The following is a 19,421-nucleotide window of genomic DNA, read 5'->3' as shown; positions in this document are numbered from 1 at the left end:
ACCCGGTGCCGCAAAGGTGGTCGCGGCGCTTCCCGGTGACTCGATCGCCCCCTAGGCCCGGACGCCCGTTCGTTCTACAGTCGGTCGTAGGCCCGAGCCCCCGGCCTGCCGACGCCGTTCCGCATGCCCGGAATGGCCCCGGACCTCCCGCGCCGACGCCGGGCTACTCCCGCAGCCCGTGCGCGCGCGGTCGAGGACCGGTCCGGTCGACGGCTCCGGGGGGAGCGGGCCGCCGGCCGGACCAGGTGCCGCAAAAGAGGCTCGTGCTCGCGGCTCACTGCCGTACGCCCGTGAGGTACGCCGAGACGATCACGTTCGCCGTGTAGGTGTGGGCGGCCTTGTCGAAGGTGCCGCCGCAGGTGATCAGGCGCAGCTCCGCGCGGCCCGCCTCGTGGTGCCCGTACGCCTTCTTCGCGTCGAAGCGGGCGCGGGTGACGACCCGGACGTCGTCCACCGTGAACTCCGCGACGGTGCCGTCGTCGCGAGTCACCTCGACCTTCTCGCCGGGGCGCAGCGCGCTGAGGTCGTAGAAGACGGCGGGCTCGGTCTCGGTGTCGACGTGGCCGACGACCAGGGCCACGCCCGGGGCGCCGGGGCGGGTGCCGCCGCCGTACCAGCCGACCGAGTCGGCCTCGGAGAAGGGGGGCGGGTCGATCGCTCCCTCGCCGTCCAGGCCGCGGGCCGACACCGGGGCCCGCACCTTCAGCGACGGCACGTCGACGCGCAGCGGACGCGCGGGCGGCAACGGCCGGTGCGCGGAGGGGAGTTCGACGTCGAGCGGGCGGCCGACCGCGGCCACGTCGCCGGTGGCGGGTCCGGAGAGCCCGCCGGGCAGATCGGTGATGCCGCTCCCCCAGAGCGACAACCCGACCAGAAGGACGGCCCACGCCACACCGGTCAGCAGCCGTCCCGAGCCGACCGTGCGTTCACCGCTGGACACCTCGGCACCCGGCCCGTCACTCGGAGCGGCGCTTGCGGACGCTGCGGAGCGCGACGGCCACGGCCGCGACCCCGGCGAGGACCAGGCCGACCACGGCATGCCGGGTGCCCGGCCCCGCCTCCTGGGCGTCGGCGGACGTGGCGGTGTGGACCCGCTCCGCGGCGCCGCCGCCCCCGGCGCGCACCGGCGAGACCGGCTCCTGGTGGTGCCCGCCGTTCTCGTGGCCGCCGCTCTGGTGGCCCCCGCTCTCGTGGCCGCCGTTCTCGTGGCCCCCGGTCACCCGGACCGTGCCGACGCCCTGGTGCGGGTGGCCGTCGCAGGTGACAGTGACGTCGTACGTGCCGGAGACGCCGTGCCGGAGGGTGGCGGTGCCGCTCAGCGCGTACCTGCCGCCGTCGCGGCCGGTGAGTCCGGCGTCCCCCTCGAAGGCCCCCGACCCGGCCGACCCCGTCGTGCCGCCACAGCCCGTGACGCTCACCTCCACGGTGGCGCCGGGCGCGCTGCTCGACGGTATGACGGTGGCCCGTACGGCGCCGTCGTCGTGGGCCAGGGCCGCTCCGGCGGGCAGGGCGGCCGCCAGAGCGAGGGACACCCCGGCCCCACGGACAGCAAGGGAACATATACGCATCGTGAACCTCCTGATACGAGGTTCACGCGCGAGGGACGCCTTCGCATCTCGAAACCGGCCGCCGGGGGCGGCCCCGAGGGCTCAGCCGCAGGTCAGATGCGGTCCACGAGGTCCGCGATGGAGTTCACGACGGTGGACGGGCGGAAGGGGTACTTGTCGATGTCGGCCCGGGTGGTGAGCCCGGTGAGCACCAGGAACGTCTCCATCCCGGCCTCCAGACCGGCCAGGACGTCGGTGTCCATGCGGTCGCCGATCATCGCGCTGGTCTCCGAGTGCGCCCCGATGGCGTTCAGCCCGGTCCGCATCATCAGCGGGTTGGGCTTGCCGGCGAAGTACGGGGTCTTGCCGGTCGCCTTGGTGATCAGCGCGGCGACGGCGCCGGTGGCGGGCAGCGGGCCCTCGGTGGAGGGGCCGGTCTCGTCGGGGTTGGTGCAGATGAAGCGGGCGCCCGCGTTGATGAGCCGGACGGCCTTGGTCATGGCCTCGAAGGAGTACGTGCGGGTCTCGCCGAGCACCACGTAGTCCGGGGCGTGGTCGGTGAGGACGTACCCGATGTCGTGCAGGGCGGTGGTGAGGCCGGCCTCGCCGATGACGTACGCGGTGCCGCCGGGGCGCTGGTCGTCGAGGAACTTGGCGGTGGCGAGCGCGGAGGTCCAGATGTTCTCCACGGGCACGTCGAGGCCCATGCGGGCGAGGCGGGCCTGGAGGTCGCGCGCGGTGTAGATGGAGTTGTTCGTCAGGACGAGGAAGGGCTTGCCGGACTCGCGGAGCTTCTTGACGAAGGCGTCGGCGCCGGGGATCGGCACCCCCTCGTGGATGAGCACGCCGTCCATGTCGGTGAGCCACGATTCGATGGGCTTGCGCTCTGCCATGGGGTGCTCCTGCGTTCTGCGTCGATACGGGGTAACCAAGGGGCGCCGGGACAGCGCTGTGCCGACGCCCCTCACCCTAATCAGGAAGCCGCGTTCCCGGCCCGGGTCAGGAGGGCGTGATCTGTACGCCGTCGACGGTCCAGTACCAGTTGTTGCCGCCGGTGTAGCGGAAGCGGACCCGCGCCGTGCGGGCGCCGGCCGGGACGCGCAGGGTCAGGCGCTCGACGACGGAGGGGGTGTCGGCCGTGTAGGTCCTGACCGCGACGGGGGCGCCACCGTCGTAGGAGACGAGCACCTCGCCCTTCTGCGGGGCCTCCTGGCGGTAGTACGTGGTGTACGTGAGCGTCGCGGCGGCGCCGCCCGTGACGTCGTACGGCGGGCTGACGAGGGTCGAGTCGAAGGTGCCGGTGAAGGCCTTGTCAGCCCATTCGTCGCCGTCGGCGACCGCGAAGACGCCGCGGGCGCGGACGTTGTTCTCGCGCTGCTGGTCGCGTGCGGCCTTCGTCCAGAACTCGTCCGTCGTGAAGGACCAGCCGCGCCACTCGGTGATGCCGCCGGTGCCCATCCTGCTGTTGTCGACGCTCCAGCCGTCCGGCGGGGTGTGCGTGAAGCCGAGGACGCCGGAGCCGACGCCGCTCTCGTCGACCGGTCCGGTCAGCCGGGCACGCAGGGCGTCGAAGGCGTCGGGGCGCGGCTGCTGGAGCGGGCGGCCGTCCAGCTCCCATGCCGGGTCGAGGGCGATGCCGAGGTGGGCGAGGGCGGAGGCGGCGACGTCGGGCATCCGGACGTCGTGGCGGACCGAGCCCGGGGTGATCGTGGGGCCGGTGGCGATCAGGAAGGTCTGCCGTTCGGGCCAGCTGGAGCCGCCGTGGCCGCCCGCGTCGGTGTGCCCGTGGTCGGCGGTGACCATGATGAGCCAGTCCTCGGTCCCGTACGTGGGGCGGGACTTCACGGCCGAGAGGATCCGGCCGACCTGGGTGTCGACGCCGTGCAGCGCGTCGAGGTAGGCCTGGCTCGCGGCGCCGCTGCTGTGGCCCGCGTGGTCGACGTTGTCGAGCTGGACGAAGACCGCTGCGGGGTCGCCGTCCCCGACCTCGGCGACGGCGCGGGCGGTGGTGCCGGTGTCGTACTCGGCGGCCGGTGTGGAGATGCGCGCGTCGACCTTCGCGGAGAAGACGATGTCGGTGATGGGGGTCCAGGAGGCGACGGCGTACGTCCGCAGGCCGGGCCGCGCCGCCTCGATCCGGGTCATGAAGTCCGGGTACCTCGCCAGCTGGTGGCCGGTGAAGTCGTTGTTCACGACGCGGTGCTTGTCGGGCCAGACGCCGGTGATGAGCGTCGACCAGCCGGGGCCCGACGAGGTGGGCGCGAGAGGGGCGCAGTAGAGGGCGCTGGGGGCGGTGAGGCCCGCGCTCATCAGGCCCTTCAGGGTGGGGGTCTCAGCGTCCTTGATTCTGTTGAGCAGGGCTCCGTCGAGGCCTATGACCAGGACCTTCGGGGTCCTGGCCGCGGCGTGGGCGATGGTGGCGAGGGGGCTCGCCGAGGCCGCGAGGGCGGCGGCGGAGACGAGCAGGGAGCGGCGGGAGATGCCTGACGACACGTGATCCTCCGGAGTCGGGGTGGGGAGGGCGGCGCGCACCAACGCCCCTGGAGAACCAGGGGATTTGGGTCCATACCCGTTATCTTTTCGCCACCTGACCTCTGGGGCCAGGGGTTCGGCGGTGAACTCTCAGCTGCCGGTCGCCGACTTCCAGTCCGCCACGTACGACGGCAGGTTCTCGGCGACGTCCCGCCAGTCCGGCTGGAAAATCTCCACACCGTCGACGATCTTGTCCAGGGCGACGGCGTCGGCGTCGGTCGGCTTGACGTCCCGGCGGGCCGGGAAGCCGCCGCCGATCTCGCTGACCTGGCGCTGCGCCTGCCGTCCGAGCAGGAAGTCGAGGAACTTCTTGGCGTTGGCGTCGTGCGGGGCCTTGGAGAGGAGTCCGGCCGCGTAGGGCAGCGCGAAGGTCGTGGGCTTGTCGGGGTGCTTCGCGGTGGCGGGGAACCAGATGCCGAGGTTCGGCATGTCCTTGGACTGCGCGTAGTTCATCTGGACGTCGCCGTTGGCGGCGAGGAGCTCGCCCTTGTCGACCTTGGGCGCGAGCTTGCCGGTGGACGCGGACGGGCCGACGTTGTTGGTCTGCAGCTTCTCCAGGTACTCCATCGCCGGCTTCTTGCCGCCGAAGTCGTGCATGGCCTTGATGAGCACGGCGGTGCCGTCGCCCGCGACGCCGGGCGTGGAGTACTGCACCTTGTTCTCGTACGTGCCGTCGGTGAGGTCCTCCCAGGTCCTGGGCGCCTTGCCGCCGGGGAGCTCCTTCTTGTTGTAGATGAAGCCGAAGTAGTTTTTCACCACGGAGGTCCAGGTGCCGTCGGCGGCCTTGTCGGCGGCCCCGACCTCCTCCGACCCCTTGGGCTCGTACTTCTTCAACAGGCCCTTCTCACCTGCCTGTTGGATGAACGGCGGCAGCGTGATCAGGACGTCGGCCTGGGTGTTGGACCTCTCGCGGACGGCACGCTGCACCATCTCGCCGGAGCCGCCCTCGACGTAGTTGACCTTGATGCCGGTCTTCTTCTCGAAGTCCGCGAAGACGCGGTCGTACCAACCGTCGCCGTTCTCGCCCTTGAGGCCGTCGGCGCTGTAGACGGTGACGGCCTTGTCGTCGGAGGCGGCGGAGTTGCCGCCGCACGCGGTGAGGGATCCTGCGAGGACGAGGGCGCCGGTGACGGCGGCGGCCGTGCGGGCGGGGTGGACGCGGGTGGGGCGGAACATGACGCCTTGTACTCCTTGGTGACGTGAAGGGCCGTGCGGGGGCGGGCGGTTCAGCGGTAGGAGGCGCGGGTGCGGATACGGGAGACGGCGAGGAGCACGAGCAGGGTGGCGGCCATGAGGACCACCGCGACGGCGGCGCCGGTGAAGGTGGAGCCGCGGTCGGTGGCCGCGTAGATCTGAACGGGCAGCGGCATCCAGTCGGGCGGGTAGAGCATCATCGTGGCGCTCAACTCGCCCATGGAGAGCGCGAAGCAGAGCCCGGCGGCCGCGGTCAGGGACGGCAGGAGCAGCGGCAGCTTCACCTTCCACAGGACGTACGAGGGACGGGCGCCCAGCGACGCCGCGGCCTGCTCGTACGCCGGGTCGAGCCGCACGAGGGCGGCGGCGACGGACTGGTGGGCGAAGGCCGTGACGAGCAGAGCGTGCGCGAGGACGACGATCCACCGGGTGCCGTTGAGGAGCATCGGCGGCTCGGAGAACGCGACGAGGACCGCGAGGCCGACGACCACCGACGGCACCGCGACGGGCAGCATGAACAGCGCGTCGATGAACCGCTTGCCGCCCTTCTTCAGCGAGGCGGCGGCGAGCGCGGCCCACGCGCCGACGGCCAGCGCGAGCAGGCTGGCGCTCACCGCGGTGACCAGGCTGGTGGTGAGGGCCCGGAGGGACTCCCCGCGGGTGGCCGAGGCGTAGTGCTCCCCGGTGAGGCCGGACGGGAACGCCCCCGACCAGTGCTCCGCGAGCGACGCCGTGACGATCACGAGCAGCGGCAGCGCGAAGAGCGGCAGGAAGAGGACGGCGAAGAGCGCCCAGGTGGCCCACCTCGCCTTGCGGCTATGCACCAGCACGACGGCTCACCACCCGGTAGAGGCCGTAAAGGCCCACGGAAATCGCGATGTTGACGACGGCGACGACACACGCCGCCGGATAGTCGGACTCGAGGATGGCCTTGCCGTAGACGAGCATCGGCAGGGTCGTGACCCCTTTCGCCCCCGTGAAGAGCACGATCCCGAACTCGTTCAGGCACATGACGAGGACGAGGCTGCCGCCGGCGGCGAGCGCGGGCAGCGCCTCGGGCAGGATCACCCGGCGCACGATCCGCGCGGGCCGCGCCCCGAGACTGGACGCCACCTCCAGCTGGGCCGTGTCGAGCTGCGAGAACGCGGCGAGCAGGGGCCGCATCACGAACGGCGTGAAGTACGTGATCTCGGCGAGCAGCACGCCCCACGGGGTGGTCAGGAACTGGAAGGGCCCCTCGGCGGCACCGGTCGCGTCCGTCCACACCCCGTTCGCCATGCCCTTCGTCCCGTAGACGAACAGCAGGGCGAGGGTGATCAGGAAGGACGGGAAGGAGAGGAAGACGTCGATGAACCGGGAGACGGCCTTACCGCCGGGGAACGGCACGAAGGCGATGACCAGCGCGAGGGCGAACCCGAGCACGAGACATCCCACGGTCGCCCCGACGGCCAGCCACACGGTGGTCCCGAGCGCCTCCCGGAACGCCTCCGAGGCGAAGACGTCCGCGTACGGCTGAAGGGAGGTCCCCCCGGCATCGGGCCGCACGGACTGCCGGCCGACGAGGAAGAGGGGGTAGAGGAAGAAGACGCCGAGGAGGGCGACGGGGGGCAGGGCCCAGAGAAAGGCGGGCACCTTGCGGGCCCGTATCCCGGCAGGTAGGGCCTCCACCGCTGTGGGCATGCGTTCCGCCGGGGCGGAACGGGTGGGCACAGCCCCCGTCGCCGGTCCACTCGATGCAAGACGCTCAGCAGGACTACCCATCGGTCACCCCTGCGGAGAGCAGCACCGCGTCCTCGGGCGCGAAGTGCAGGGTCACCGTCTCACCGAGGGCCGGCGGGGTCCGCAGTTCCCGGACGTCCGCCTTCACCCGCTCCCCCGCGACATCGACGTACAACCGGTGGGTGGCGCCCCGCCACTGCACCTCGACCACCTCGCCCCGCAGGGGATTCGGTCCTTCGCCGAGCCCCACGAGATGCGGCCGCACGCACAGCGTGGCCGTCACCCCGGCGGCCACCCCGCCCGTGTCGACCTTGAGCTCGGCCCCGCCGAAGGAGACACCCCCCGACCCCACCGTCACCGCGAGGAGATTCGCGTTGCCCACGAAGGACGCCGTGAACTCCGTCCGAGGCGCCCGGTACAACTCCTGCGGCGTCCCGCAGTCCCGCAGCCGCGCCCGGTCCATGACGGCGATCCGGTCGGCCAGGGTGAGCGCCTCCACCTGGTCGTGGGTGACGTACAGGATGGAGACGTGTGGCAACTCCCGGTGCAGCCGGGCCAGTTCAGCCAGCATGCCCGAGCGCAGCTGTGCGTCGAGCGCGGACAGCGGCTCGTCGAGGAGCAGCACGCCGGGCCGGACGGCGAGCGCCCGCGCGATGGCGACCCGCTGCTGCTGCCCGCCGGACAGCTCGCGCGGATACCGCTTCGCGTACGCCGCCATCCCGGTCATCTCCAGCGCCTCGGCGACCCGCCCGGCGATCTCGGACCTGTCGACCTTCCGCGCCTTCATGCCGAAGGCGACATTGTCCGCGACCCGCATGTGCGGGAAGAGCGCGTAACTCTGGACGACCATGCCGATGCCGCGTCGGTGCGGCGGCAGCGCGGTGACGTCGCGGTCCCCGAGGAACACCCGCCCCGACGCGGGTCGCACGAACCCGGCGACGGTGCGCAGCGCGGTGGTCTTGCCGGACCCGGAGGGCCCGAGCAGGGCCATGACCTCGCCGGGCTCCACGGTCAGGTCGAGCGAGTCGAGGACGGTGGCGGCGCCGTAGGCGACACTGACCCGGTCGAAGCGGATGCCGCCGCCCATCAGGCGACTCCGCGCAGGACGGCGGGGAGTTCGGCGACGGAGCCGAGCACGTGGGTGGCGCCTGCCTCGCGGAGCACGGCGTCGCCGTGCGCTCCGGTCAGCACCCCGGCGACGACCGAGGCACCCGCCCGTACGCCGCTGCGCATGTCGTACGCCGTGTCGCCCGCGACCGCCACGTCCTGGACGCCGTCCGCGGCGCCGGTGCGCAGGAACGCGCTGAGCACCATGTCCGGGTAGGGACGGCCGCGGCCGCCCGCGTCGGCGGGGCACAGGGTCAGTCCGACCAGGTCCCGCCAGCCCAGCGCGTCGAGGATGGCGTCCTGGGTGACGCGGGCGAATCCGGTGGTCAGGACGACGGTCCGGCCGTCCTGCGTGAGCTCCTCCATGGCCTCGCGCGCCCCGGGCAGGGGAGCTATGCGGCCGCCGGCGACGAGCGTCCCGTACGCCTTCTCGAAGGCCCGGTTGGCCTGTTGGGCCAGCGCCTCCTCGCCGAACAGGTGCCGGAAGACGGAGATCTTGGACTCGCCCATGGTGGCGCGCACGTACTCCAGCTTCGCGGCGTGGTCCGCGGAGTCCGGCTCGACGCCGAGCTCGCGTGCGGCCGCGGCGAAGGCCTGCTCGACGAGGCCTCCGTCGGCGACGGTGGTCCCGGCCATGTCGAGGACGACAAGGCGGATGCGGCCGTTGCGGTTCGTGGTCAACTCGTTCACCATCCCAGCTCGTTCGCGGTCTTCTCGGCGATGGCGGGCGAGCAGGTCATGCCGCGCCCGCCGGGCCCGGTCACCAGCCACACGCCCTCGCGCACCTGCTGCCGGTGCACGACCCGGCTCGTGTCGACGCACTGCGCGTACACCCCGGCCCAGCGGCGCCGGATTTTCGGCAGCGGGCGCCCGAGGAAGCCCTCGACGACCTCGGTGAGGTGGTCGTACGGGGCCTCGTCGGTGTCGAAGGCGAAGGGGTGCTCGTACTCGTGGGTGTCGCCGACGGTCAGGCCGCCGTCCGCGCGCTGCACCATGAGCAGCTGCATCTTGTGCGCCGCGGCGGTGGGGGTCTGCGGCTGGTGCGCGGTGAGCTCGTCGAGCGCCGGTGAGCGGTACGCGGGGTAGTAGCGGAAGCTGTCGGCGTCGGCGACGGAGGTGGTGAGCGGCTCGCCGAGCGGTTCGGTCTGCATCATCTGCAGCCGGACGCGGCGCACCGGCAGGCCGGGCCCGGCCAGTTCGCGGACGAGGCCGCCGAGCCAGGCGCCGGTGGCGAGGACGACGGCGTCGCCGGTGTGCACGTCGCCGTGGTCGTCGCGGACACCGCGCTCCCCGACGACCTCACGGACCTCGCGGCCCGGCAGGAACGTGTAGCGCGGCGACGCCAACAGCGCTTCCCGCAGCCGGAGTTGGGCGGTGCGCGGCTCCACCGCCGCGTCCCGCTCGCACCACAGGCCCGCGACGAAGTCGCCGCGCAGGGCCGGGTTGAGGGCGCGGGCCTCGTCGGCGCCGAGCAGCCGGTAGCCGCGGGCGGCCGCGTCGGGCCTGGCCAGCGCGGCCTCGGCGACGGCGCGCTCGCGTTCGTCGCGTACGAGGGTCAGAGAGCCGTTGGCCCGGAAGCCGAGGCCGGGGACGCGCTCGCCGATGTCCTCCCACAGTTCGCGGGCGCGCAGGGCGGTGTCGAGCTCCTCGCCGCCCGCCCGGCCGCTCACCCAAATCTGTCCGAAGTTGCGCAGCGACGCCCCGCGGGCCTCGCTCTCGCGCTCGATCTGTACGACCTCGTGGCCGCGCTCCAGTGCGTGCCAGGCGTGCATGGTTCCCACCACGCCGGCTCCTACGACGATGACTCTCACGACGGCAACGCTGCGGGGGTGGGGTGACCCGCGCGGGACCGGCGGACGACGGGACGGTGAACGGGCACCCAAACTTGGCCTAGACCCGTTATCTATTCGTGATGTCGAGGGAGGGGTGTGGGTGGGGGTGCTTGGACGCCTCAGCCCCCGAGGTGGGTGGTGAAGGAGAACCGGTCCCCGCGGTAGAGGGTGCGTACGCGTTCGAGCGGACGGCCGTCCGCGTCCCGGGAGAGCCGGTGGATCAGGAGCATGGGGAGCGCGGGCGGGGTCCCGATGAGGAGGGCCTCGCGGGGCGTGGCGAGGACCGTCTCGATCCGCTCGTCGGCGTCACCGAACGCGATGCCGAGGCGGTCGCGGAGGTAGGAGTAGAAGGAGGAGTCGGGCTCGAAGTCGGCGTCGAGCCGCGGCACGCGGTCGACGCAGACGTAGGTGCTCTCCAGGCCGACCCGCTCGTCGTCGGCGAGCAGGACGCGCTCCATGTGCCAGACGTCCTCGCCCACGTCGGCGCCGATCTCGGCGGCGAGCGCGGCGGGGCACGGGAAGCGGTTCAGGGAGATGAGGTTGCGGCCGGGGGTACGGCCCTGGCGCCGCACGCCCTCCGTGTAACTGGCCAGCGACAGCGGCTGCTCCAGCTTGGGCCCGGCGACGACGGTGCCGCGCCCCTGCCGGCGCAGCCGCCCCTCCAGCAGCAGCTCGCGCAACGCGAGCCGCACGGTCTCGCGCGCCACCTCGTACCGCTCGGCGAGATCCCGCTCGGTGGGCAGCGGCTGCCCCTCCCCCAACTCCTCGACGAGCGCGGCGATCCGCGCCTTCACGGCGTAGTACTTGGGGATCCGCCCGTGCTCGGGAATCCCGGACCGAATGGGCGCGCCGGGCGCCTGATCGAGCAGATGGGCGGGGGCCCGGGGGGTCCGAGGGGCGGGCGTGGGGGCGGGGTTCGGGTTGTCCACCCCGGGATGTTCGCAGATGGATGTGAACTCGGGGGTGGGGGTGGGGTGGTGGGGGGTCCAGCGCCCTAGGGGGGCGGGCCCGGAGGGGGGCGGCCCGGAGGGAGGCGGGCCGGGGGATCAGTTGCGGTTCGTGCGCATGCGGCGGGTGGTCATGACGATCGCTCCTACGCCCAGCAGGACCGCGCCCGCGGCGATGCCCAGGGCGAGCGGGGTGCCCGGGCCCGTCTGCGCGAGTTGTTCGGCGGTCGGGGTCGCGGGACCGTCGGGCTCGACGTCGAACGTGTACGCGTTGGACTCGCCGACCCAGTCGCCGTCGTCCTCCCTGCGCTGCACCAGCGCCGCCGTGGCCTCGACGTGGTCGGCCTCCGTGTCGGAGGTGAAGGAGAGCCGTACCTTGACGCCGACGGTCCGGCCCGGTGCGACCGTGAACCCCGGGAAGCCGTCGTCGAAGACGCCGATGTTCTCGCCCTGCCCGGTCCGCTCGAAGCGCACGGGCCGCCTGCGCGTCCCGTCGTGGAACTCCAGCTGCACCTGCTCCGGCTTCAGCTTCCGCGTACGGTCGACGAGGACGAGGATCGGGTGGATGTTGCCGCAGGACTCGTCGGTGGTGTTGGTGAGGTCGACCGTCCAGTCCCGGTACCCCTCGCCCGGCCGGTACGTGCCGGGCCCTCGGTGGATGCGGGTGTCGATGGGGAAGTCGGCGCTGTCGTCGGACGAGCAGGTGGGCCGGTTCGCGGCGTCGGGGATGGTGGCGGAGTCCCCCCGGGCAGCGGGATCCCCTCGGACGGCGGAGTCGCGGCGGACTGAGGAATCCCCTCGGACGACGGAGTCCCCTCGGGCGGCGGGGTCGGCTTCCCGCGGGGCCGCGGCGCGGAGGCCGCCGGCGACGCAGGGCGAGCCCGCCACGGCCACCGACCCCACCGTACGCACCGCCGCGCAGACCTGACCGCCCCGTACGCCACCGCCACCCCCCTCGACCTCGGCCGCACCGGACACCCCGGCCGCCACCGGCACGAGGGCGACGGCCGCGGCGGCGACACCGAGGACGGACGAGCTGCGGAAGCACATGGAGGACCAGAACCTTTGCTGAGCCGGACGCCGACGGAACGCCGGGACCTCCGAGACCCTTCCACGCACGCGCCGCCTCGCCTCCCCGCCACCGCCCGATAGGCCCGATCGGCCCGCCCCACTCCCCCGATCAGGTCACTCGGTCACTCGGTCACTCCGCGTGGAGCGCTACCACGGCACGGGCTCCCCGTGCCGGTCCAGGAACCGCAGACCGGGCGCGCCCGCGCCCGCCTCCGCCCCCGCTTCTGCCTCCGCCTCCAGTACGTCGATGACGGCCGGCACACTCTCGCGCGGGTCGAGCGGCGCGCCGGGACCGCCGAGCCGGGTGCGGTTGTGGCCGGGGTCGATGAGCAGCTTGGTCAGCCCGTCGTCGGCGTAACGGGTCGCGTAGCTGCGCATCAGCTGGTTGAGCGCGGCCTTGCTGGCCTTGTACAGCTCGTAACCGCCCTCCGTGTTGAGGGAGATGCTGCCCTGGTCGGAGGACATGACCGCGACGGTCCCGCCGGGGACGACCAGCTCGCGCAGGGCCTCCAGGGTGCGCAGTGGGCTCAGCGCGTTGGTGACCATCACCTCGGTGAACATCTCCGTCGGCACCTCGCTGATCGGCAGGTCGCCCCGGTCGATGGCGGCGTTGACGAAGAGCAGGTCGAGCCGGGTGCCGGCCAGCCGCTCGCGCAGCGCGGCGAGTTCGTCGGCGCTGGTCATCTCCAGGGTCTCCAGGGTGAGCCGCCCTTCCCGGGCGTCGGCGAGTACGCGCAGGTCGCCCCGGGTCTCGCGGGCGGTGGCCACGACGTGCCAGCCGCGCCGGGTGAGCTCGTCGACGAGGACGAGTCCTAACCCCCGGGAGGCCCCGACGACGAGGGCCCGCCGCGGGGACGAGCCGGTGGAGGTGGGGGTAGGGGTGGAGGGAGCAGGGGTGGTGGACATGGGTACTCCTTGCTGGGGGCGGGAGTTGGGGTGAGGGCGCCGGGCAGCCGAACCGGGTCTTGCCTGGACGCAACGTCCAGACTAGACACAACGTAGCGTCCACACAATGGCCGTTGCCGGCCGCCAGGTGCCGCCGGGTACGCCGGGTATCGTGTCCGCATGCCCGCCCCCACCTCCGGCCCCCGCAGGCCGCACTCCGGCAGCCGGCGCGACGAGGCCGCGCGGCTGGCCGTCCTGCACGCCGCGGACGACCTGCTCGTCGAGCACGGCTTCGGCGCCCTGACCATCGAGGCGATCGCGCGCCGCGCGGGCGTCGCGAAGCAGACGATCTACCGGTGGTGGCCGTCGAAGGTGGAGATCCTCCTCGACACGTTGATCGAGGACAGCGCCAAGCGGCTGCCGGTGCCGACGGAGCGGCCCACGGCGGAGAGCATCCGCGCTTACCTGCGCCGGTTCGCGCGGTTCCTCACGCGGGATCCGGCCGGCAAGGTCCTGCTCGCGCTCGTCGCCGAGGCGCAGCATCAGCCGGAGACGGCCAAGAGCTTCCACGAGCGTTATCTCGGGCCGCGGCGGGCGCGGGAGAGCGAGATGCTTGCGCGGGCGGTGGAGGCGGGGGAGATCGAGCCCCGCCTCTCGCCCGACGCGACGGTCGACGCGCTGACGGGGCCGTTGGTCTACCGCGCCCTGACCGGGGCGGGTATTCCTCGCGGCCTGGTGGACGCACTGGTGGACGGCCTCCTTCGGCCCAGGGGGGCCTAGGGGGCCTAGGGGGCCTAGGGGGGCCTACGGGGGATGTTTGTGCAGTTTCCCGCGCCCCTGGGTAAGACTCCGACCCTCACCTGGTAAGCCCCCTGAGAGGGGTGGCCGCGTATTACCGTGCGGGCCGCCTGTGGCTTGTCGCGCAGTTCCCCGCGCCCCTAGGGAAGACCCCCGACCCCCACCCAGAAAGCCCCCCGGCAGGGCTGACCGCGTATCACCGTGCGGACCGTCCGGGGCTTGTCGCACAGTTCCCCGCGCCCCTAGGGAAGACCCCCGACCCCCGCCCAGAAAGCCCCCGAGCGGGCTCAGAGTCACCAGCGAGGCGGGGAGCTGCCCGCCCGCCCCACACACCTGCACAACACGAACGCGCTCAGCCACATCAGGGGCGCGGGGAACGGCGCAACCAACCACCGACGACCCGCACCACAAGACCGGGCCCAGGCCCCCCAGGGGCGCGAGGAACTGCGCGCCAAGCCCCACCAACCGGCACCACGAGAACACGCTCAGGCTCCCCAGGGGCGCGGGAAACTGCGCGAACAACCCCCACCCACCCGCGCCACAAGAACAAGCTCAAGCCCAAGCCGGTCAGGGGCGCGGGGAACTGCGCAAAGCACCCCCCACCCACCCGCACCACAAAAAAACAACCCCCGCCGCCCCCTACCCCCTCACCCCACACCCCCCACATCCGCCCGCCCAAACACCGGCGCCAAGACCAGCTGTGCCGCCCCCTCCGCAACTCCCCTCTCCCCGCCGGGCGCCAGCCCAACAAACACCCTCGTACCCCCACCCTCACCCCCGCTCCCGCCCCCACCCCGCCCAACCCGCTCAGCCACAACCGCCCCCACCCCCCGCACAAACACATCCCCCTCCGCGAAAACCGTCCGCCCCCCGAGCAGCACGCGGTCGACGTCGAGGAGGGCGACCAAGTTGCCGGCCGCCGTGCCCAGCACCCGCGCCGCCTCCTCCACGTCACCCTCCGCGACCGCCGCCAGGCAGAGCGCCTCCACGCACCCCCGGTCCCCGCACCCGCACCTGGGCCCGTCCAACTGCAGTACCTGGTGGCCGAATTCACCCGCCCCCGTACGCGCACCGCGATACAGCGCCCCGTCGAGCACCAGCCCCGCCCCGAGCCCGGTCCCCAAATGCAGATACGCGAAGGAGTCCGCGTCCCCCGCGAGCGCCAGGCCGAGCGCCGCGGCGTTCGTGTCCTTGTCCACGACGACCGGCAGCCCCAGCCGCGCCCCGAGCGCGTCCCGCAGCGCGAACCCGTCCCACTCGGGGAACCCCGTGACCCGGCGCAGCACCCCCTCGGCATGGTCGAGGGGCCCGGGCAGCGCGACCCCCACCCCGGACACCAATCCGGACACCGCCCCAGGCACCGCCCCGGACACCCCCCGCCCGGCGCCCAGCAGCTCCTCCACCTCCCCCGCGGCCGTCTCGACCACCGCCTCCGCGCCCGCGCCGAAGGCCAGCGGAGCGCGGCGTTCGGCGACCACCGACCCCGTGAGGTCGACGAGGACCGCCGTCAGCTCGTCGCGGTCGAGGTGCAGGCCCACCGCGTGCCCCGCGCCGGGCACGAGCCGCAGCACCGTACGCGGCTTGCCGCCCGTCGACGCGCGGCGACCCGCCTCCGCCGCGAAGCCCTCCGCCCGGAGCCTCGCCGTGATCTTGCTGACCGCCTGCGGGGTGAGCCCCGTGCGCTCGGCGAGCTCCAGGCGGCTGATGCCCGCCTCGCCCGCCGCGCGCAGCAGATCGAGCACGAGCGCGGCGTTGTGCCCGCGCAGCGCCGTCAGGTTCACTCCGGGGTTCATCCTGTTCACGTACGACATCACCCCGCCATTGTCCCGCCCGCTTGCACTTTGGCAACACCGTTGCTTAAGTGGAGTGCATGACTGGCACAGGTACTGGCACGGACACTGGCGACACCGGCCCGCACACCGGCACGGGCACGGGCACGGGCACCGCCTCCGCATCACGCTCTCCCCTCCGCGTCGGCCTCGTCGGATACGGCCTCGCGGGCTCCGTCTTCCACGCCCCGCTGATCGCCGCCACCGAGGGCCTCGTCCTCGACACGGTCGTCACGTCGAACCCCGAGCGGCAGGCGCAGGCCCGCGCCGAGTTCGGTGCCGACCTGCGCTGCGCGGCCTCCGCCGACGAGCTGTGGGAGCGGGCCGACGAGCTCGACCTGATCGTCGTCGCGTCCCCGAACAAGACGCACGTCGCGCTCGCCACCGCCGCCCTCAAGGCGGGCCTGCCGGTCGTCGTGGACAAGCCGATCGCGGGCACCGCGGCCGAGGCGCGCGAGCTCGCCGCCCTCGCCGACGACCGCGGGCTCCTGCTGTCCGTCTTCCAGAACCGCCGCTGGGACAACGACTTCCGCACGCTGCGCCAGCTCCTGGCCGACGGCGAGCTCGGCGACGTATGGCGCTTCGAGTCACGCTTCGAACGGTGGCGGCCGCAGCCCAAGGGCGGCTGGCGCGAGTCCGGCGACCCCGAGGAGATCGGCGGCCTCCTGTACGACCTGGGCAGCCACGTCGTCGACCAGGCCCTGGTCCTGTTCGGCCCGGCGGTCCGCGTGTACGCGGAGTCGGACGTACGGCGTCCGGGCGCGGAGGCGGACGACGACACGTTCATCGCGATCACGCACGCGAGCGGGGTCCGCTCGCACCTCTACGTATCGGCCACCACCGCCCAACTCGGCCCGCGCTTCCGCGTGCTCGGCTCGCAGGCCGGCTACGTGAAGTACGGCCTCGACCCGCAGGAGGCAGCGCTGCGCGACGGCAAGCGGCCGACGCCGCAGGACCCGTGGGGCGTCGAGCCCGAGTCGATGTGGGGCCGGGTCGGCTCCGGCGAGTCCCCGCTGACGGGCGGCGGCCGCCCGCTGCGCACCCTGCCGGGCGACTACCCCGCGTACTACGCGGCGGTGGCCGACGCGCTGCGCGGCACCGGCGAGAACCCCGTCACCGCGCACCAGGCCGCCGCGGCCCTCGACGTCCTGGAGGCGGCCCGCCGCTCGGCCCGCGACGGTGTGGCGGTGACGCTGTGAGCACCCCTGCCGCAGGCGGCCGCCCGTCCGCCCCCGCGAGGGCGCCCTCCCTCGACGAACTGCGGGACCAGGAGCGCCGGTTGGTCCTGCCCCACTTCACGTACGACGACGCGTGGGCGCTCGGCACGCTCCTGGTGGAGCTGGCCCGCGAGCGCGGCGCCCCGGTGGCCGTCGACATCCGGCGCGGCGGCCAGCAGCTCTTCCACGCGGCGCTGCCCGGCTCGACGCCCGACAACGACGCCTGGATCGACCGCAAGCGCCGCGTCGTGGAGCGCTACCAGTGCTCGTCCCTCCAGGTCGGCACCCGCTTCCGCGCCAAGGGCACGACCTTCGAGGACTCCTCGCGCCTCGACCCCGACACCTACGCGGCCCACGGCGGCGCGTTCCCGCTCGCGGTGGAGGGGGCGGGGGTGGTCGGCACGGTGGTGGTGTCGGGCCTGCCCCAGATCGAGGATCACGCGCTGGTGGTCGCGGCGTTGGAGCGGTTCATCGCAGCCTGAGGAGGGGCCCCGACCGCGCGGCGCTCTTCCCTCTGAGTGAGGATCTCGCGGCGCGAACGCGACGCCGCGACGGGCGAGGGATCGCTTCTCGCCGTCTCATGAGTGCCGGTGGTAAGCCTTGTTGGCGATGCGCCAACCGTCGCCGACGCGGACCAGCAGGAAGATGTCGGTGAAGGTGTCCACGCCGTGCCGGAGCGTCATGGTCGCGGTCGCGATGGTGCCGTGCACGTCGACGGTGTCGATCCGGCGGGTGCGGCTCGGTTCGTCCGGCACCGAGTGGCCGTGAAAGAGAGCGCAGTACTCGTCCAGAGGCCATGAGACGAAAGCGCCGCCCCGGATTCCCTCGATGTGGGCAGTGGGCAGGAACGCGTCGCGGAAGTGGGCGGGCTCGCCGGTGGCATGCCCCCGAATGTAGGCGCGGAGCGGTTCGAGAACGGCGTCCGACACAGCGGGGACCGTGGCGGCAGTGGCGATGTCGGCCTCAGGGGCGGCAGACGTTTCGGCCAGCCCGACGGCGCTGCGCAGAGGCGTGGCCGAGGCGTCGGCCAGCAGAGTCATGTCCTTGACCAGCGCACCGATCGTGAAGTCCGCGGTGCCGACGGGCGACGCACCGTCAAGGAAGGGGCGTTTACGGGCCACCAGCCCACCGAGGCCGCCGAGTTCGAGGACGTCCAGCGCCTGGGCGCGCCGCAGCCCGAGGGCATCGGCTTGCCGCAGGGAGTCGCGCAGTGCGAGGACGGCGCCGGCGAGGCTGTTGTTGGCGATCAGCTTGAGCGCGGCGGCGGTGGCGGCGTCGTCGACGCGCCGCACGGTGCCGAGCGTTTCCAGCACCGGTCGGGCTCGATCGAGCGCATCCTGGTCGGCGGCGGCGAGAATCTGCAGGGCGCCCGCGGCGGCGGCCGGCACGGAGCCGAGCACGGGCGCGTGGACGTAGGACGGGCCGAACTGCCGGGCGAGACACGACGCTTCGGCAGGGGCGATGGTGCTGGTGTTCAGCACCGTCGTCTCCGGTCGCAGCGAGTGACGGACGTCGTCGAGGACCTGCCGGCAGGCCGGGCCGTCGAACAACGCCAGGAGCACGAAGTCGGCCTTTGCCACTGCCTCGTTCGGGTCACCGGTCGTCTTGACGGCGCCTGCGGCGCGCCCTGAGCGTGTCCAGCCCATGACGTCCCGGCCCTGGGCAGTGAGTCGAGTCGCGATCGCGCCACCCATGCGCCCCAGGCCGAGGACGGCGATCGTGTGCGGTGTGGTCATGCCCGCCAGAGTGGCGGACCGGAGAGACTGCGACCAGCGCATAGTGCGCAGGCCGGCCATGCGGGAGACGCATACCGACCGGCATACTGCCGCCATGGAACTGACGGTGTGGCGGACGTTCGTGGTCGTGTGCCGACTCGGGTCACTGTCGGCGGCGGCCACCGAGCTCCATCACACGCAATCGGCCGTCTCCCGGCAGATCGCCGGGCTGGAGCGGCAACTCGGCGTGCCGCTGGTGGAACGCCATGCGCGTGGTGTACGTCCGACACCTGCCGGCGAGGTGTTCCGGCACCACGCCGTGGCCACGCTCAACGAGGCGGAGCGCGCCGTTCGTGCCGTACGGGACGTTCGTGAAGGGACGTTCAGTCGACCGCTGGCCGTGGGCGCGACACCCTCTCTGGCCGCGGGGATCGTTCCCGAGGCCGTGCGGGGGCTGCTGGAGCAGGTCGGGTCCATCCGGTGGAACCTGCTGCCGGGCCTGAGCGCGCAGCTGCACAACCGCGTGATCGCCGGCGATCTCGACATCGCCGTGGTCACCGACGCACCGCCGGGGCTGCCCCATGACTCCCGGGTCGAACGCCGGTTCCTCGGGCTGGACGACATGGTCGTCGCACTGCCTGTCGGCCATCCGCAGGCCGGGCGCGGGCCGGTGCCCATGCAGACGCTGGCCGACCAGACCTGGGTCGAGGACAACGACGGCTCGGCGGCGCTGCTGCGCCAACACGCCGCCCGCGCCGGGGTAAGCGCCCGCATCGACCTCGCCGCAGCCGATCTGGTCGGCAAGCTGGCCCTGGTCGCAACCGGTCACGCCATCGCCCTGATACCCGGCGTGCTGACGGGGGCGCTGCGGGCCGACGTCACCACCTTGCCGCTCGTCGATCCGCCGACCCGCGGCATCTACGCGATCACGCCACGCCGTGACCTCCACCCCTCCGCAGCGCCCCTGCTCGACCAGCTCGCCACAGCCTTCGCCCCGGCCCGTCCTGCTTAGGCGCCCGCGCCGGCGC

The 19,421-nt window shown here is 73.0% G+C and carries 19 protein-coding genes; 4 read left to right on the top strand and 15 right to left on the bottom strand.

Annotated elements, in window-relative coordinates; translation table 11 throughout:
- Nucleotides 1–274: 274 nt before the first annotated feature.
- From ACFYO9_RS33165 to ACFYO9_RS33105, 13 genes are all read right to left on the bottom strand, one after another.
- A complete protein-coding gene (locus tag ACFYO9_RS33165) occupies nt 275–940 on the bottom strand; it encodes a class F sortase (protein ID WP_355816519.1) in 666 nt (221 codons plus the stop codon).
- Nucleotides 941–956: 16 nt separating this feature from the next.
- Nucleotides 957–1,532, bottom strand: coding sequence for a hypothetical protein (locus ACFYO9_RS33160; RefSeq protein WP_355816517.1), 576 nt, complete (start codon nt 1,530–1,532; stop codon nt 957–959).
- A 128-nt stretch (nt 1,533–1,660) separates the two neighbouring features.
- Nucleotides 1,661–2,440, bottom strand: a complete 780-nt coding sequence (locus ACFYO9_RS33155) for an HAD-IIA family hydrolase (RefSeq protein ID WP_355816515.1) — start codon at nt 2,438–2,440, stop codon at nt 1,661–1,663.
- A 106-nt stretch (nt 2,441–2,546) separates the two neighbouring features.
- Nucleotides 2,547–4,040 (bottom strand): alkaline phosphatase family protein, encoded by a 1,494-nt coding sequence (locus ACFYO9_RS33150; protein WP_358778599.1) that lies wholly within the window; start codon nt 4,038–4,040, stop codon nt 2,547–2,549.
- Between the two features lie 129 nt (nt 4,041–4,169).
- Nucleotides 4,170–5,255, bottom strand: a complete 1,086-nt coding sequence (locus tag ACFYO9_RS33145) for a 2-aminoethylphosphonate ABC transporter substrate-binding protein (protein WP_358778598.1) — start codon at nt 5,253–5,255, stop codon at nt 4,170–4,172.
- Nucleotides 5,256–5,305: 50 nt separating this feature from the next.
- Nucleotides 5,306–6,103, bottom strand: coding sequence for an ABC transporter permease subunit (locus tag ACFYO9_RS33140; RefSeq protein WP_358778597.1), 798 nt, complete (start codon nt 6,101–6,103; stop codon nt 5,306–5,308).
- The gene (locus tag ACFYO9_RS33135; protein ID WP_358778596.1) at nt 6,090–6,953 is read right to left on the bottom strand and encodes a 2-aminoethylphosphonate ABC transporter permease subunit; all 864 of its coding nucleotides are present in this window, start codon (nt 6,951–6,953) and stop codon (nt 6,090–6,092) included. Before ACFYO9_RS33135 ends, ACFYO9_RS33140 begins: the two co-directional genes overlap by 14 nt.
- A 73-nt stretch (nt 6,954–7,026) precedes the next feature.
- A complete protein-coding gene (locus ACFYO9_RS33130) occupies nt 7,027–8,079 on the bottom strand; it encodes an ABC transporter ATP-binding protein (RefSeq protein ID WP_358778595.1) in 1,053 nt (350 codons plus the stop codon).
- Nucleotides 8,079–8,792: an HAD family hydrolase gene (locus ACFYO9_RS33125; protein ID WP_358778594.1), complete on the bottom strand. Its 714-nt coding sequence runs from the start codon at nt 8,790–8,792 to the stop codon at nt 8,079–8,081. Before ACFYO9_RS33125 ends, ACFYO9_RS33130 begins: the two co-directional genes overlap by 1 nt.
- The gene (locus ACFYO9_RS33120; RefSeq protein ID WP_358778593.1) at nt 8,786–9,910 is read right to left on the bottom strand and encodes a TIGR03364 family FAD-dependent oxidoreductase; all 1,125 of its coding nucleotides are present in this window, start codon (nt 9,908–9,910) and stop codon (nt 8,786–8,788) included. Before ACFYO9_RS33120 ends, ACFYO9_RS33125 begins: the two co-directional genes overlap by 7 nt.
- Before the next feature lie 140 nt (nt 9,911–10,050).
- Nucleotides 10,051–10,800, bottom strand: a complete 750-nt coding sequence (locus ACFYO9_RS33115; RefSeq protein WP_358778614.1) for a GntR family transcriptional regulator — start codon at nt 10,798–10,800, stop codon at nt 10,051–10,053.
- A 177-nt stretch (nt 10,801–10,977) separates the two neighbouring features.
- Nucleotides 10,978–11,928, bottom strand: coding sequence for a hypothetical protein (locus ACFYO9_RS33110; RefSeq protein ID WP_358778592.1), 951 nt, complete (start codon nt 11,926–11,928; stop codon nt 10,978–10,980).
- 168 nt (nt 11,929–12,096) lie between these two features.
- Nucleotides 12,097–12,855, bottom strand: coding sequence for an SDR family NAD(P)-dependent oxidoreductase (locus ACFYO9_RS33105; RefSeq protein WP_358778591.1), 759 nt, complete (start codon nt 12,853–12,855; stop codon nt 12,097–12,099).
- Nucleotides 12,856–13,014: 159 nt separating this feature from the next.
- Here ACFYO9_RS33105 and ACFYO9_RS33100 point away from each other — a divergent pair, with 159 nt between their 5' ends.
- Nucleotides 13,015–13,614, top strand: a complete 600-nt coding sequence (locus tag ACFYO9_RS33100; protein ID WP_355816490.1) for a TetR/AcrR family transcriptional regulator — start codon at nt 13,015–13,017, stop codon at nt 13,612–13,614.
- Between the two features lie 665 nt (nt 13,615–14,279).
- Here the strand turns inward: ACFYO9_RS33100 and ACFYO9_RS33095 are convergent.
- Nucleotides 14,280–15,443 carry an ROK family transcriptional regulator gene (locus tag ACFYO9_RS33095; RefSeq protein WP_358778613.1) on the bottom strand — a complete coding sequence of 388 codons (1,164 nt, stop codon included), beginning with the start codon at nt 15,441–15,443 and terminating at the stop codon, nt 14,280–14,282.
- Nucleotides 15,444–15,502: 59 nt separating this feature from the next.
- On the opposite strand from ACFYO9_RS33095, the gene ACFYO9_RS33090 reads away from it, so the two are divergent.
- On the top strand, nt 15,503–16,660 hold the full coding sequence (locus tag ACFYO9_RS33090; protein WP_358778590.1) for a Gfo/Idh/MocA family oxidoreductase: 1,158 nt from the start codon (nt 15,503–15,505) through the stop codon (nt 16,658–16,660).
- Nucleotides 16,657–17,160: a heme-degrading domain-containing protein gene (locus tag ACFYO9_RS33085; protein ID WP_358778589.1), complete on the top strand. Its 504-nt coding sequence runs from the start codon at nt 16,657–16,659 to the stop codon at nt 17,158–17,160. Before ACFYO9_RS33090 ends, ACFYO9_RS33085 begins: the two co-directional genes overlap by 4 nt.
- 96 nt (nt 17,161–17,256) lie before the next feature.
- On the opposite strand, the gene ACFYO9_RS33080 is transcribed toward ACFYO9_RS33085, so the two are convergent.
- Nucleotides 17,257–18,474: a nuclear transport factor 2 family protein gene (locus ACFYO9_RS33080; RefSeq protein WP_388666803.1), complete on the bottom strand. Its 1,218-nt coding sequence runs from the start codon at nt 18,472–18,474 to the stop codon at nt 17,257–17,259.
- A gap of 34 nt (nt 18,475–18,508) precedes the next feature.
- Between ACFYO9_RS33080 and ACFYO9_RS33075 the strand changes: the two genes are divergently transcribed.
- Complete coding sequence (locus ACFYO9_RS33075) at nt 18,509–19,405, top strand: LysR family transcriptional regulator (RefSeq protein ID WP_358778588.1); 897 nt, start codon at nt 18,509–18,511, stop codon at nt 19,403–19,405.
- The last annotated feature ends 16 nt before the right edge of the window (nt 19,406–19,421 follow it).

The organism is Streptomyces sp. NPDC005863 (genome assembly GCF_042871345.1).
In the GTDB taxonomy this organism is placed as follows: domain Bacteria; phylum Actinomycetota; class Actinomycetes; order Streptomycetales; family Streptomycetaceae; genus Streptomyces.
The sequence above is the reverse complement of the archived record's forward strand: the minus strand, read 5'-3'. Positions and strand labels throughout refer to the sequence as shown.